Here is a 15,143-nt window from a genome sequence, read left to right on the forward strand (position 1 = left end):
CCTTAAAGATGTTTTCCTTAAAGGCAGAATGCAAGACATAACGAAATTTGATTTTATGGATCGGATTTCGTCAGAGCCAAACAGGGGAAAATGAATGCGCTATCTCAAACTGACGACACTTGCACTGGCAGCGTTCACGGGGCTTACGGGCGTGGCTTCTGCAGCAGATTCTGCAAAGTGCGAAACTATTCGTCTCTCTGATCCGGGTTGGACAGATATTACCTCAACAAATTCCATCGCCAGCGTACTGCTCGACGGTCTGGGCTATAAGGCCGACGTGAAAACGATGTCGGTGCCCATTGGTTATGAGGCCCTTAAAACTGGCAACACCGATGTGTTCCTTGGCAACTGGATGCCAGCGCAACAGAAGTTCCGCGATGACCTCGATAGCGCCAAGGCTGCTGAAGTACTGGTCAAGAACCTTGAAGGCGCAAAATTTACTCTGGCTGTACCAGATTATGTCGCCAAAGACGGCGTGAAGGACTTTGCAGATCTCGCGGCTCACGCCGACAAATTTGGTAAAGAAATTTATGGCATTGAGCCGGGCGCCCCGGCCAATCAGAACATTCAGAAAATCATCGAAGACAAGAAGTTCAAGCTCGATGGCTGGAAGATCGTAGAATCGAGCGAACAGGCTATGCTTGCGCAGGTTGATCGTAGAAACCGGGACAAGCAATGGGTGGTCTTCCTGGCTTGGGCGCCGCATCCGATGAACACCAAGCTCAATATTGAATATCTGTCTGGTGGTGATGATTATTTCGGCCCGAACTATGGCGGCGCCGAAGTTTATACGCTGTCGCGCACTGGCTGGGCGGGCGAATGCCCGAATGCAGCGAACTTTTTCAAGAAGCTCGTTTTCACTGTCGATATTGAAAATGAGGTGATGGACAAGATCCTGAATGAAGGGACCGAAGGTCCAGCGGCGGCTACCGCATGGCTGAAGGCTAATCCGGAACATATCGATAAGTGGCTCGAGGGTGTCACCACCTTCAAAGGCGAACCAGGAGCGGCAGCGGTAAAGGCAAAACTTGGCCTGTAAAATCCGCTAGAGCAGTTCCAGTTAAGACTGAATTGTTGGAGCCGCTCTATCGGTTTGCTTTTACGCATTATCCAACGCAGAAGGCTCACTCACTTTTGTTGGAAATGCTCTAAGCATTCTTTTTCGGCGGGCGTTTTCAGCGTCCGCCGCTCTGCGTTGATTTCTTTTAATTTATGGTCACAGCCAAATGAAAAAGCCGAATATCCTCGTTCTGATGGTTGATCAGCTGAACGGAACCTTCTTTCCTGATGGCCCCGCGGAGTTTCTGCACACGCCGAACTTACGCAAACTAGCCGAGCGCTCTGTGCGTTTTGCAAATTGCTACACAGCAAGCCCGTTATGCGCTCCGGCACGCGCATCGTTCATGTCGGGACAACTGCCTTCCCGAACCGGCGTCTATGACAATGCAGCGGAGTTTTCGTCCGAAATTCCGACCTATGCGCACCATTTGCGCAATGCGGGTTATCAGACGGCCCTATCAGGCAAAATGCATTTTGTCGGCCCGGATCAGTTGCACGGCTTTGAACAGCGCCTGACGACAGACATTTATCCTGCCGATTTTGGCTGGACACCTGATTATCGCAAGCCGGGCGAACGTATTGACTGGTGGTATCATAATCTTGGCTCGATCACCGGTGCTGGAACGGCAGAAATCACCAATCAGCTCGAGTATGACGATGAAGTCGCCTATCAGGCAGAAGCCAAGCTCTACGATCTTGCGCGTGGTCATGATGAACGCCCCTGGTGTTTGACCGTGAGCTTTACACATCCGCATGACCCCTATGTCGCCCGCAAACGTTTCCATGATCTTTATGCAAATATTCCAGAGCTTGATCCGAAAATTGGGCCTTTGCCGGAATGCGAAATCGACCCACACAGCGAGCGTCTGCTGCGCGCCTGTAAGGCCGAAGACTATGATATTACTAGCGAGCAGATAAGAGCCGCTCGGCAGGCATATTTTGCCAATATCTCCTATGTCGATGACAAGATTGGCAATCTGCTTGATGTGCTTGAGCGGTGCGGTATGAGCGAGAACACACTGATCGTATTCACTTCCGATCATGGCGATATGCTAGGGGAACGTGGTCTGTGGTTCAAGATGAACTTCTTTGAAGGCTCTGCACGCGTACCGCTGATGATTGCCGCACCCCAGTTAACGCCGGGATTGGTAGGAGAAGCCGTCTCCACGCTTGATGTGCTGCCAACGCTTTCTGATCTCGCGGGTATAGACCTTAAAGGTATCATGCCGTGGACGGACGGTGTATCGCTTATCGATGTTGCTTCAGGTGTGCAGCCGCGTGGCGCAGTGCCTATGGAATATGCCGCTGAGGGCACCATCGCGCCGATGGTTTCTTTGCGGGAAGGCGAGTGGAAGTTGAATCTTTGCCGATTTGACCCGCCGCAATTGTTCAACCTTGTCAATGATCCGGATGAACTAAAAAATCTGGCTGCTTCGCCTGAACATAAAGAAACACTAGAGCGACTTTCGGGCCAAGCCGCGCAACGCTGGGACCTTGAACTTTATGATAGCCAGATACGGGCAAGCCAGGCGCGCCGCCATGTGGTTTATCCAGCACTCCGCAACGGTGCTTACTATCCATGGGATTATCAACCATTACAGAAGGCATCAGAACGCTATATGCGCAATCATATGGATCTGAATGTTCTGGAGGAAAATCAACGTTTTCCGCGTTAGAGCAAAGCTTGTTCGTTGAATCTGCTCTAACTATTTGTTTTTACGCATTATCCTTATGCAAAACTGCTTCGCGATTTTGCGGCAAATGCTTTAAGTCTGATAAAAAAGCTGATCAAAGATCAGCCTTTTTATTTAACGGAGAATATCGGAGAGGCGCTTTTGCTCTTTTTCCATGCGATCAAGATTGAGGCCGGCAAGTAGGTCCAGAATATGCGTCTTCATCAGGGATTCAGCTTCTTCAACTTTATGCTGCTCAATAGCGTCAACAAGCGCATTATGCGCATGGCTTTCACAGGTCGTTTCCCGGCGCTGCCAATAAAGCGCAATGATAAGCGATGAGCGCGGCAACAGCTCTGCAACGAAACCCGCCAGAATGGAATGTCCCGCAATCTCTGCAAGATCAAGGTGAAAGCGTGCCGAAAGCCTGATTGCATCGCTGTCGCGGCCAGCATGAAGCGCCGCGTGTTCATCATCCAGATGTTTGCGAAGCTTGGCAATATCCTCTGCCGTTGCCACCTTGGCTGCAAGTGCTGCGACTTCGGGCTCAATCAGTGTCCGAGCCTCAAACACTTCTCGCGCTTCTTCCCGCGAGGGTTCTGCAACAAATGCGCCGCGATTGGGTTCAAGGCGCGCAAGTCGATCATGCGAGAGCGCCTGTAGGGCTGATCGCACGACTGCACGGCTGACAGAATATATCGTTGCCAGCTCATCTTCCGGCAGTTTGGTGCCGGGTAGTAACTGATGGCCAACTATTGCGTCACGCAGGCCTTGATAAACGGAGTGCCAGCGCGCGCCCCCATTGCTATTGCCGTTATCAGTTGTGTCTGGTGCGTTAGAGCCAAAAAAATTCATTTGTGTCCGGTTGCCAGGTTATTCAGTTCGCTGGAAACTCTACGAACACGCAGAGCTTCTCACGTACATATCGAACTCACCTCAATAATTGTCAACAAATTCGGCAATTTGATCTACAACATGGGATCGATAGGTTAGACAAAGCGGCTCCCGCCAACCCTCAGTCACTGGAACCGCTCCGTCTTTATGCGCAATTCACCGGCCTGGTGAATATGGTTCAAATATTCCTTCAAAAGCCTTCGTCCGTGGCGGAAGGTATCCGCCTCGTTTGGATGTCTTCAAACCTAAGCTTACCAGCCCTTCACAGAGCTTGACTGCAGCCGTCACGCCATCAATCACCGGCAAACCATGTTCTTGCGATAAGGACGCAGCGAGATCGGCCATGCCCGCACAGCCCAACACAATTGCTTCAGCATGATCATCCCGAATTGCACGCGCTATCTCTTCAGAAATTCGCTTTCTCGCATCAGAGCCGGGAACTTCCAATTCCAGAACAGCAACATCGCTGGCTCTTACACGAGTGCAACGCGTCGCCAAGCCATAACGAACCAGATTATGCTCGATTGCAGGCACCGAGCGGGAGAGGGTGGTCACTACACTGAACTTGCCTGAAATCAGGCTCGCCGTGTGGAACGCAGCCTCACCAATGCCAATCACAGGCATTGTGCTGGCACAACGTGCAGCATCTAATCCCGTATCGTCGAAACAAGCTATGATGCAAGCATCAGCCGACGAATGCTTCTGCATTTCTCCGATCAAGCCAGGAATTGCAAATACCTCGTCGAAGTAACCTTCTATGCTGGGTGGGCCGTCCTTGGGATTGACGGCTATGATATTCGTATCGGCCATTGCTACGCTGCGCGCAGCTTCGCCGATCTTCCGCGTCATGGAAGCGGTCGTATTCGGGTTGACGACAAGTATGTCCATTTCCTCAAACCATCTTTTTTTATCGTTGTTGATGGCTTGAAGCGCACAGCGATTATAAATTCCGCTCCACGCTTCAAGTTGTTATTTTAAAAGGAAATCTTGATCTTGATTTCCGAAAATGCTTTAGGCACAGCATTGCCTCTAAGCCGAATTCGAGCAGCCGTGCATGCCCCCACGACACGGCTGCTGATCTTGTGTCGCGAATTAGATTTCGCCCCCCAGATAGAGTTTCTTCACGCGCTCGTCTGAGATAAGCTCTTCTGAATTACCCGAGAGCACAATCTTGCCGGTGGTGAGCGCATAAGCCCGCTGTGAGATACGAAGCGCCATGCGCGAGTTTTGCTCTACGAGCAGAACACTCACTTTTTCATCACGATTGATGGCCACGATTGAACGAGCGATGTCCTGCACCAGCTTAGGTGCGACGCCCAGTGATGGTTCATCAAGAAGCAACAACTTAGGTTTTGCCATCAGCGCGCGCCCGATGACGAGCATCTGCTGTTCACCGCCACTCATAGTGCCAGCTGCTTGCGAGTAGCGTTCTTTAAGACGAGGGAAGCGGCCCATCACCATTTCCAGCGTGTTGGCAATTTCCGCCTCACCGGATCGCGTAAAAGCCCCCATCAAGAGATTGTCGCGTACGCTCATATAAGGAAAGACACGGCGTCCCTCCGGAACCATAGCGATACCCATTTCAACAATCGTATCCGAACGGGTGCCATCAAGACGACGTCCTTCGAAATAAATCTCGCCTTTGCGCAGTTTGTTCAGCCCTGTAATCGCTCGCAGAATTGAGGATTTTCCAGCACCGTTCGCACCAATTAGGGCGACTGTTTCACCTTGGTTGACCGTTAGCGAAACGCCTTTGAGGGCATAGACGTGATCATAATAGAGTTCAGCATCAGTAACTTTCAGAAGCTCTGTCATGATCAGTATCCAATCGTTTCATCTTCTGCGCCAAGATAGGCCTCGATGACTTTCTCGTTCTCCTGAATCTCCTTGGGCGTGCCTTCCGCAATCTTCTGACCGAAATTGATGACAACGATCCGGTCGGAGATATTCATGACGGCTGGCATATCGTGCTCAACGAGAAGAACGGTAACGCCACGGTCTCGCACCGCGCGCACCATTTCCACCGCCTTGACGGTTTCGTCGTGGTTCATGCCCGCAAAAGGTTCATCAAGCAGCAGGATTTTAGGCTCCGTTGCCAGTCCGATCGCAATGCCAAGTGCGCGAAGATGGCCATGTGGGAGGTTCTGCGCAACTTCATTGCGCTGACTGCCAAGTCCAAGAAAATCCAGAATTTCGTCCGCAGAGCGGCCAAACTCCTCCTGATCTTGTCGAGCCAGCCCCGTGCCGACATAACATCCGAGGAAACTTGCTTTGGCGCGCAAATGATGAGCGACAATCACATTGTCACGCACCGTCATGCCTTTGAAGATAGTTGTTTCCTGAAATGTGCGAACCACGCCTTTACGGGCAACAATATGCGGAGCAAGCCCCGATATACGTTCACCTTTAAAGCGAACTTCGCCAGTCGTCGGTGTGATAAAGGATGCGATCAGCTTGAAAAGGGTCGACTTTCCCGCACCGTTCGGTCCGATCACCGATAGAATTTCTTTTTCCTTGACCGAGAAGGAAACGTCGTTGACCGCCACAAGTCCACCAAAACGCTTCGTCAGCCCTTTAATTTCTAGAAGTGCACTCATGATCTCGATCCTTTCTTGCCAGTCAGTCGAAGGCTGAGCAGGCCGTTAGGCAGGAACAGCATCAGAATGATCAACAGGCTTGAGAAGATAAGGAGCTGGAACTTTCCGGTCTGGAACAGGAAATCCCAACCGAAATAGAGAACAAACGTGCCGATGATGGGACCGAAAACATAGCCAAGGCCGCCAAGGAAGCAGTTGAGCATGAAGTTAACGGAGTCCGTGACGGTGAAGCTTGACGGATAGATTGACTGCGAGATTGCCACAAACATCGCGCCCCCAAGACCGCCAAGGAAAGAGGAAATGGCGTAGGCCAGTACGCGCAGATAGGTGATGTTGACGCCAATGGAGGAGGCGAGTTCTTCATTCTGTTGCAGCGACTGGCAAAGCCCGCCAATACGCGAATGAATAAGCCGATAAAGTCCGGCAAAGCACAGCACCATCAATACAACCGACACATAATAGAAAGCTGCACGCGGGTTCTGTAGCGTTGCGAAATCGGGCAAAATGGTCAGACCGAATATGGATATGCCACCGGGCATCGGAATGCTTACCATGCCTTTCGCACCATTGGTGATTGGCAGGGCCATCGCCAGCAGACGCGCAACTTCTGTGAGCACCAGAGTGACCATGGCGAAGTAAACGCCGCGCAGTCGCAGGATCGGAATGCCGATAAGGATGCTGGCGAAGGCGCAGAACAGACCGGCCAATGGTAGTGTCAGCCAGAAAGAAATGCCGTATTTGACCATAAGAATGGCCGAGACATAGCCCCCCATCAGTGCATAGGCACCCTGACCGATATTGATGCGGCCAATGTAGAAGGTAAGCCACACACCACCGCTGACGATAGATAACAGAGCTACCGAGGTCAGGGTATAATAGAGGTCGCTACGTCCGGTCACTTCGATGAGCAGCGGAATGCCAATTAGCACGAGTGCGAGAAAGGCAACGACACCGAGAATTTTTGTTGTCTTTGTCATGATTGCCCCCATCAACCCCAAGGTTTGCCCATAAGCCCATTCGGGCGAAGACTGAGGAAGACCATCAGTCCGGCAAAGATGACGAGATAGGTGATATCACCGTAAGGGCGCAGCACGGTGAGGCCGACCGACTCCAACATGCCAAGGATGAAGCCACCGGCAATTGCACCGCTGACGACACCTGCGCCACCAATCATCACCATCATGAAAGCCTTGATGGAAATTGCTCCACCAATGCCTGAATTAACACCGGTAATGGCGACCAACAGACCACCGACCAGGCCTGCCAGCATAGCCCCCATTGCGAAGCCGATCATGGAGTAACGGTCAACATTCACACCCATCAACTGCGCAGCTACGCGGTCTTGAGCGAGCGCGCGCATGGCGCGACCGGGTTTCGTGAATTGCATAAAGAGAACGAAAGCTGCGATGAAGATGACGGCGAGCGCGCCGATCAACATGCGGTCATAAGGCATTATCAGCCAATCAGAAACGAAGACACCGTTTATGATTTTCGGTACGCCACGCTGCTTTTCGCCAAAGAGTAGAAGGATAATTGCATCAAGAAAGAACGCGACCGCCGCTGCAAGCAGCATCGTACTTTCATCTCGCAGACTTCGTTTAATAACGGGTCTGAACAACAGCTTCTCAATCAACGCGCCCACAATCATCAATGTGACTGCTGAAGCGAGCAATGCCACGACAAATGGTAATCCAAGCTGGCCATAGATCGTGTAAGTGACGAATCCGCCGAGCACATACATCTGGCCGTGCGCGAAATTGAGGACGTTCATCAGAGCGAAGATCAGCGTCAAACCTAACGCGATCAGTGCATATTGCGCACCAAGATACAGCCCATTGGCTATAATTTGTTCCATGAAGGCAGACTCCCCCTGCGGAGACAGGGCTACGCCAAAGCCTCCGTGACAGTTCTTTATGGTTGGGAGGCCTGATGCGGAATATATCGACACCGCATCAGGCAATTGTTTTAAGCGCTGTCGTTTAGTCGACCTGCGCCACAAACAGCGTTTCGAACTTGCCGTCCTTGTATTCTGTCACAACCATAGGAATGCCGATCTGGCGCTTCTGACCAAATGACGTTGTGCCAACATAAGTCAGCTTCGCGTCATCACCCTTCACGAAAGGATTCTTTGCCGAGAAGGTATCCATGGTCTTCATGAATTCTTTGACATCACCGATTGCTGCCGGATTGGCTTTGATCGTTTCGATAATGTAATCGAGCGCATAAACCTTGGTGTTGGACTCGTCATTATACTCGCCATAGGCTTTGGTGTAGCGATCAACGAATTCCTTCATGGTGTCAGACGCGATTTCTGGCGTAGAAGCACCGCCTACGGAAATGAAGCCATTCGCGAGCTCGCCCGCGCCTTCTTCAAGAACCTTGGCATCCTGTGCGGTTTCGGTTGAAATGAAGCCTTCGTAACCGAGTTCGCGTGCAGCACGGATCAAAAGAGGCGCATTCCCGGGCGCAACGCCAGAAAGAACGAGAAGATCAGGCTTCTGCATGATAATTGGCGTCAGAACCGGCGTGAAGTCACGTGTGTCGTTCTGATAAGCGTCGCTGGTAGAGACCACTTCAAGGCCAAGAGCTTTGGCGGCCTCAATGCCGCTATCGCGCTGGCTCAGTGGATCAGATTCATTGGCGGCGACGAACGCAACGCTCTTAATGTCCTTATTGTCCTTGAGATATTTATAGATCGCCGGACCTGACTGATAGTTAGCGATCATACCAAGAACGGCATTGGATGCTGGCGGCGTGTAAAGTTCTTTCGGGAATGAATAAGGGAAGTAAATAATCCCTTTGGACTCGGCGACTGGACGAACAGCGGCTGCGCCGTCATCGACATTAGGCCCGACAACGTAATGTACGCCTTCCTGAGCCATTTTTTCCATGCCAGCGATGGCGCGTTTTGGATCTTTCTGATCATCGAATGTGACGATATTAATTTTGTAAGTATCGTCACCGATTTTCACACCACCGGACTCATTGAGCCAGTCGGCACGTACCTGCATCGAACGAACGTTGGAAGTACCCCATGATGCAGCCGGTCCACTCGTTACACCGACAAAGCCGATTTTGAGTTCTTTGTCTGCTGCTTGGGAGGCATTGGCGGACATGAGCGCAAAAAGTGACACGGCGCCCAGCGCCGCAGTTTTAATAACTGCGCGTCTGTTAAACATTTTTATTCCCCTTGTTTAAATCACCCCTCTCTCGTTTGATGGAGAAGAGCATGATGGATTGAACGCCACATCTTAAAAATTGTCAACAATATTAATTATCATCATAAACAATATGGAAGTAGCGTGGTCACAATGCTTATTAGAAAGGGATAAAATACTTCATTATAACGGCTTGTCCCTGATCATTTCCTGCAAACGTCACATGCCCAATCAGGGGAATGATCTCATTCAATATTGAATCGTTGAAACCACGCTATCTATTTGTTTTAACGTATTCGTCTTCCACGAAACCGCTTCGCACTTTTGGCTCAAATGATTTAGGGTTTGTTGGATGCAAATTGAATTGCACTCACGTTTGATGCCAACTCCAGACTGAAGAGATCTCATGTCCGTCCAGCGCGTAAGCTTCTACATTCTTCTGGCTCTGGTCACTATAGCCTTCGCATGGCTGCTTATTCCGTATTATTCCGCAGTGCTTTGGGGCGTCATCCTCGCGGTCATTTTCTACCCTGTTCAACAATGGCTGCTGAGAGTTCTGAATGGCCGACGCAATGTTGCCGCGCTGTTGTCGGTGTTGATGTGTATTTGTCTGGTGATCATTCCAACGCTTTTGATCTTTGGATCGCTGGTTCAGGAAGGCAACTCGCTCTATCAGCGGCTCAGTACGCGTGAGTTTGATCTCAATAGCTACATCACCAGCATATTAGGAGCGTTGCCTGACTCACTTGAAGAATGGATGGTTCGTTTTGAACTCGGCAGTTTTGCTGAATGGCGTTCGCGCATTTCATCCGCCATTTTGCAGGGCAGTCAGATCTTTGCTGGCCGGTTGGTGAGTCTGGGCCAAAACACGCTCCAGTTCTTCATAAGCTTCGGCATCATGATTTATCTGCTGTTTTTCCTGTTCCGCGATGGCGCTGAGCTGGGTGCCAAAATTCGCCAAACAATTCCTCTTAGCGAAGAATATACCGGCCAAATTCTGGAAAAGTTCACTGCGGTTATTCGCGCCACGGTTAAAGGCAACATCATCATTGCGCTTATTCAAGGAACACTTGGCGGCTTGACCTTCTGGTTTCTGGGCATCGAGGCGGCATTGCTTTGGGGCGTGATGATGACGATTTTCTCACTGCTTCCGGTTGTCGGCGCTTCTCTCGTATGGGGACCGGCCGCCATCTGGTTCATGGTCAACGGCATCTGGATAAAGGCAGCAGTTCTGATATTCGTAGGCGTTTTCGTGATTGGCCTGATCGACAACTTCTTGCGCCCCCCGCTGGTTGGTAAAGGTACGCGCATGCCCGACTTTGTCGTGCTTATCTCGACAATCGGCGGTATTTCGCTGGTGGGAATTAATGGCTTTGTCGTTGGTCCGATGATCGCTGCCATGTTTATCGCTGCCTGGTCTCTTCTCGCACAAGAACAGAAGACAGATATCGCTCCGCAAAAGAAAACTGATTGAAAAGACTCGGGAAGTGCAGAGGGATAAAGCGCCGTGTGTGCACTTGGGCGCTACATAAGCACGCTCCAAACTATTGAATCTACGCAGCGCGTAGGCATTTCACAGATCTTCGGATGTGCTTTAAAAACAAGAAAGCCCGCTGCACTGGGAGGAGGAGTGTGCAACGGGCTGATCTGTAAAGCGCGGCTGGGAGGAGGAGTGCCGCGCTTCGCGTTCAGTTTCTGGGAGGAGGAGTGAAACTGAACAAGCCCAAAATAGGAGCGAGGCCCGCCACTTACAAGAGGCGATGCTGCAAGGCAGTTATGCATTTATGAATAGCTCAAAAAAAGAGACCGCCCCGCAGCGATAAACGCGCTGGGGCGGCTCGATCCTCCTCCAAGTGGAGCCGACAATAACCGCAAGCGATCAAAAAGCAACCCCTTAATATTCAGCTCTAATTTTCAGAAATTACTGAAATTAATGTACATTTAAGTGTTGATGCAAAATAGCTACCAAGCTTTAATTGCAACGTCTTCATTACCTAACTTACATAGTGTAATTATTTCACCGTTCTGCAAAAAATTACACTATTTGGCATCAGATATGACTTAACCCGGCAAACTTAACGCTGCATTCTTTAATCGATTAAAGCCACGCAGTGCCACGTATTTCACAACCTGCGCGCACCCCTTATCCCCATTCATATAATTAAAGTTGACTCATAATATCAGGATTAATATAGCCTCCAATTAATATGAGTCTTTTTATCATCTTAGTGACATGGCGGTGAAGGCCAATTCGGGGGTTGCAATGAAAATGAAGTCGAGACTTGGCAGCTATCTGTTGGAAACAACAGTTTTGAGTGGAGCAATTGGTTTAAGTCTCCTGATTGCGATGCCCGCTTTTGGGCAGACTGCTCAGAATCAGAAGACAGCTGAGGAAAGACAGCAAGCTCAAAAGAAAGAGCAGGCACTTCAGCTCGATACAATCACCATTTCACCCAATATTCAGAACCAGGCCGCTATTGATGCGATGGCATCAACGAGTGTCATCACGCAGCAGCAGCTGGATCGCATTCAGGCAACTACTGCCGCTGATATTTTCCGTTCGACACCAGGTGTCCATGCCTCTTTGAATGGTGATGATCCGGCGACATCCATCAATATTCGCGGCCTTCAGGAATATGGCCGTGTCGCAGTAACGATTGACGGCGCACGTCAGGACTATTGGCGCGTCGGTCACGGCTCAGGTTCATTCTATATTGACCCGGAAATGCTCAAACAGGTAACGGTTATTCGCGGGCCTGTTTCCAATGCCTATGGTTCTGGGGGTATCGGCGGTCTTGTCGCCTTTGAAACCAAAGATGCCGGCGATTTCCTGCGCGACGACGAAACCTGGGCGTTGAGCGAAAAGCTGCGTTACGAAAGTAACGGAAACGGTTGGATGACCAGCACGGTTGGCGCCTATCGCTTAAACCCAAATTTCGATGTCATTGGCAATATCAACTATCGTGATAGTGATGCCTATAAGAATGGCGATGGCGATGTTGTCCGCTGGACAGGAGAACGCGTCGTCAGCGGTCTGGGCAAAGTCACGATCCGCCCGGCCGATGGTCACGAAGTAAAACTCGGTTTCCAGCGCCAGAAATATAACGACATCATGACAGGCAGCAGCGGATCAACATCCAGCACATTGTCGCGTTATAATGCCGAAACGATCGTCAGCACCTATACCGGCAACTACACCTATAAGCCTGACGATAATCCGTTTTGGGACCTGTCGGTTAATGCCTATTACAGCGACACCGACAATGATCAGTATCAGGTTTGGCCAAAGGCCAGTATCGGCAAGACGCGTTATTACGACGTTTCGACAGCCGGTTTCCGCGCCTATAACAGCTCGCGCTTTGAAACGACGACCATGAGCCATACGCTTACCTATGGCGTTGATTATTATAAGATGCGCGGTAAATCCGACACCGACAACTTCGGCAACGGTGAACAACAGGCTTATGGCGGTGTTATTCAGTGGCAGGGCGATTATCAGAAGTGGCTCGAGCTGATCGGTGCCCTCCGTTACGATGGCTATCGTCTCGACGGCACGACCAAGGCCACCAATGTTCTGCCTTCGGAAGACGTCAGCGTTGATGGCAATCGTGTTTCTCCGCGTTTCAGTGTCGGTGTAACACCGTGGGATGGCGTTCAGTTCTACGGCCTTTATTCGCAGGGTTATCGAGTTCCCCACATGCAAGATATGTTCAGGCAGAACGGAGCGCACGGTTCGGGATATGAACCGAACCTGCTCTTGAAGCCTGAAGTCGCAACCTCTTATGAATTCGGTGTCAATCTTCGCCAGGACGGCATTCTGGATGCAGGCGATCAGATCCGCGCCAAGCTCAACTTCTTCCATACAGACGTCAAGAATTACATCAACACCGTCAAGACCGGCAGTGTGACGACATCTGAGAATGTCGGCGATGCACGTCTGCGCGGGGTTGAGCTTGAAGGCACCTATGACAACTGGTGGGGCTACGTGAACCTCGCAGCTTCTTACACCGACGCGGAAATGAAGGATGGTGTCTACAAAGGCGAAAGCCTAAGCAACACACCGCTCAACAACCTTAGTGCAACGCTCGGCCTGAAGGCGTTTGAGGAAAAGCTCGTCTACGGTGTCGAATATGAAAGTGTGGGCAAGGTCAATCGCGCGCTTACAACAGGCGGCGTCAAAGTCTATCCGCGCGTGGATCTCGTAAATGTCTTTGCCAACTGGCAGGTTACGGACAATGTGAAGCTCGACTTCGGCGTCGATAACCTCTTCAACAAAGCCTATACGGATGCACAGACTGGCTGGGCTACCAGCACGGATATCGAACAGGCAAAGGGGCGTACCTTTAAGGTCGCCATCACCGGTCGCATCGGCGGGTAACTTTGCAGCAGGCGAGGCGATTTGCCTCGCCTGCCATTCCCTAACAAGCCTTAATCAAAATGATAAACTTTTCCAGAATACTCATGTTTATGCTATGAGATTGTGGAAAGAAAAGATTGAGAAAAGCCGTGTCTAAGATGTCATCAGTACCGACCTCCAAGCTGACAAGCCATTCCCATATTAGCCTTCAAAACGGTGAAGCCTATCTGCCGAACATTATTGATCGGCTGCATTCCTATCAGGCGCGATATGGTAGTCATGAAGGTCGCCATTCATTCGGTTACGATTTCGGCCGAATCGAAATCGATGCCGCTGATAGCGGTTATCGCGTTTCGCTTTTCGCTGATGAGGATATCGGCCTGCATCGTCTGAAAGACCTCGCGGCGGTGGCGATCAAGCTCTACACCAAAGAAGAAGCGCCGGAGATTGTGTGGCAAGGCGATCATGCAGGCGAACAGGTTTTGCCACAGTTTCGGTTGATGCGTGTGCTGTCGACGAGCCTGTTCACACCGCATATGTTGCGCGTGCGGCTGGCCGGTGAAGATTTGAAGCGGTTTTCACTTTTTGGCGCAATGCATGTTCGCTTGCTGCTTCCAACAGAAGAGGTATCTCAGCCAGTGTGGCCTATCATGGGACCAAACGGCCTGCCGTTCTGGCCCGATGAAGCGCGCAAACCGGCATCACGTGCCTATACGATCCGTGGTTTGGATATTCATGCGGGCTGGATCGAAATCGACTTCTATCTGCATGAAGTGGAAGGCTTGGCCTGCAAGTGGGCTAAAGGCGCGCAGATTGGCGACACTATCGGCCTGATGGGACCTGTGGGACGTCCGCTGCGCCAGGCAACCCGTTACCTGATTGGTGCCGACGCGACCGGATTGCCAGCTATTGGACGCATGCTTGAGGAGTTTTCCGCAGACGTAACGGGTCGCGTTATCATCGCAGTCGATAGTGAAAAAGACGTACAAACTTTGCAGCATCCACAAGGTGTTTCTGTCGACTGGATTGTGGATTCAGATCAGAAACGTGCCGCAGAAAAATTGACGCAAGTTCTCTGCGAAGCAGAATGGCCAGAAGGCCCGGATAGTTTCGGCTGGTTTGCGGGCGAGGCGGATCAGGCCAAAATTGTTCGACAGTATTGGCGGCAAACACTCGGTAAGAGTAGGGAAAGTACACTTGTTGCCGGTTATTGGCACAAGGATGCCGTTGGTTTCATGGCTGGCTAAAGTAAGCGGAATCTAGAGTGAGCGGTAGAAATACAATCAAACGCCGCCCACTCTATCGTAAAATGTCCTTACCAAAAGAATGCCGATCCCGGAGGTCATAATAACCTTTCACTCGCAAACGGAATGCGCTAGGCACCCTACTAATTGTGAATAGAAGG

The 15,143-nt window shown here is 50.8% G+C and carries 12 protein-coding genes; 5 read left to right on the top strand and 7 right to left on the bottom strand.

What is annotated here, in order from left to right; all coding sequences use genetic code 11:
- The first annotated feature begins 94 nt into the window (after positions 1-94).
- The gene (choX, locus tag QBD00_RS08970; RefSeq protein WP_264230781.1) at positions 95-1,039 is read left to right on the top strand and encodes a choline ABC transporter substrate-binding protein; all 945 of its coding nucleotides are present in this window, start codon (positions 95-97) and stop codon (positions 1,037-1,039) included.
- Between the two features lie 187 nt (positions 1,040-1,226).
- Complete coding sequence (gene betC / locus QBD00_RS08975) at positions 1,227-2,735, top strand: choline-sulfatase (protein WP_318579243.1); 1,509 nt, start codon at positions 1,227-1,229, stop codon at positions 2,733-2,735.
- A 132-nt stretch (positions 2,736-2,867) separates the two neighbouring features.
- On the opposite strand, the gene QBD00_RS08980 is transcribed toward betC, so the two are convergent.
- The 7 genes from QBD00_RS08980 to QBD00_RS09010 form a co-directional block, all read right to left on the bottom strand.
- Positions 2,868-3,587: a GntR family transcriptional regulator gene (locus tag QBD00_RS08980; RefSeq protein WP_151092246.1), complete on the bottom strand. Its 720-nt coding sequence runs from the start codon at positions 3,585-3,587 to the stop codon at positions 2,868-2,870.
- Between the two features lie 195 nt (positions 3,588-3,782).
- Positions 3,783-4,514 carry an aspartate/glutamate racemase family protein gene (locus QBD00_RS08985; RefSeq protein WP_095444380.1) on the bottom strand — a complete coding sequence of 244 codons (732 nt, stop codon included), beginning with the start codon at positions 4,512-4,514 and terminating at the stop codon, positions 3,783-3,785.
- A gap of 204 nt (positions 4,515-4,718) precedes the next feature.
- Positions 4,719-5,441, bottom strand: coding sequence for an ABC transporter ATP-binding protein (locus QBD00_RS08990; protein ID WP_318579244.1), 723 nt, complete (start codon positions 5,439-5,441; stop codon positions 4,719-4,721).
- 2 nt (positions 5,442-5,443) lie between these two features.
- Complete coding sequence (locus QBD00_RS08995) at positions 5,444-6,223, bottom strand: ABC transporter ATP-binding protein (protein WP_191793243.1); 780 nt, start codon at positions 6,221-6,223, stop codon at positions 5,444-5,446.
- Positions 6,220-7,200: a branched-chain amino acid ABC transporter permease gene (locus tag QBD00_RS09000; RefSeq protein WP_318579245.1), complete on the bottom strand. Its 981-nt coding sequence runs from the start codon at positions 7,198-7,200 to the stop codon at positions 6,220-6,222. Before QBD00_RS09000 ends, QBD00_RS08995 begins: the two co-directional genes overlap by 4 nt.
- A gap of 11 nt (positions 7,201-7,211) precedes the next feature.
- Positions 7,212-8,078, bottom strand: a complete 867-nt coding sequence (locus QBD00_RS09005) for a branched-chain amino acid ABC transporter permease (RefSeq protein ID WP_024896230.1) — start codon at positions 8,076-8,078, stop codon at positions 7,212-7,214.
- A 124-nt stretch (positions 8,079-8,202) separates the two neighbouring features.
- A complete protein-coding gene (locus QBD00_RS09010; RefSeq protein ID WP_318579246.1) occupies positions 8,203-9,402 on the bottom strand; it encodes an ABC transporter substrate-binding protein in 1,200 nt (399 codons plus the stop codon).
- A gap of 385 nt (positions 9,403-9,787) precedes the next feature.
- Between QBD00_RS09010 and QBD00_RS09015 the strand changes: the two genes are divergently transcribed.
- The 3 genes from QBD00_RS09015 to QBD00_RS09025 all read left to right on the top strand — a co-directional run bounded on the left by QBD00_RS09015 (position 9,788) and on the right by QBD00_RS09025 (position 14,985).
- Positions 9,788-10,855: an AI-2E family transporter gene (locus QBD00_RS09015; RefSeq protein WP_151092252.1), complete on the top strand. Its 1,068-nt coding sequence runs from the start codon at positions 9,788-9,790 to the stop codon at positions 10,853-10,855.
- 789 nt (positions 10,856-11,644) lie between these two features.
- The gene (locus tag QBD00_RS09020; RefSeq protein ID WP_318579247.1) at positions 11,645-13,759 is read left to right on the top strand and encodes a TonB-dependent hemoglobin/transferrin/lactoferrin family receptor; all 2,115 of its coding nucleotides are present in this window, start codon (positions 11,645-11,647) and stop codon (positions 13,757-13,759) included.
- Positions 13,760-13,896: 137 nt separating this feature from the next.
- Positions 13,897-14,985, top strand: coding sequence for a siderophore-interacting protein (locus QBD00_RS09025; protein WP_318579294.1), 1,089 nt, complete (start codon positions 13,897-13,899; stop codon positions 14,983-14,985).
- Positions 14,986-15,143 lie beyond the last annotated feature (158 nt).

This window comes from Ochrobactrum sp. AN78 (assembly GCF_029909885.1).
Classification (GTDB): domain Bacteria; phylum Pseudomonadota; class Alphaproteobacteria; order Rhizobiales; family Rhizobiaceae; genus Brucella; species Brucella quorumnocens.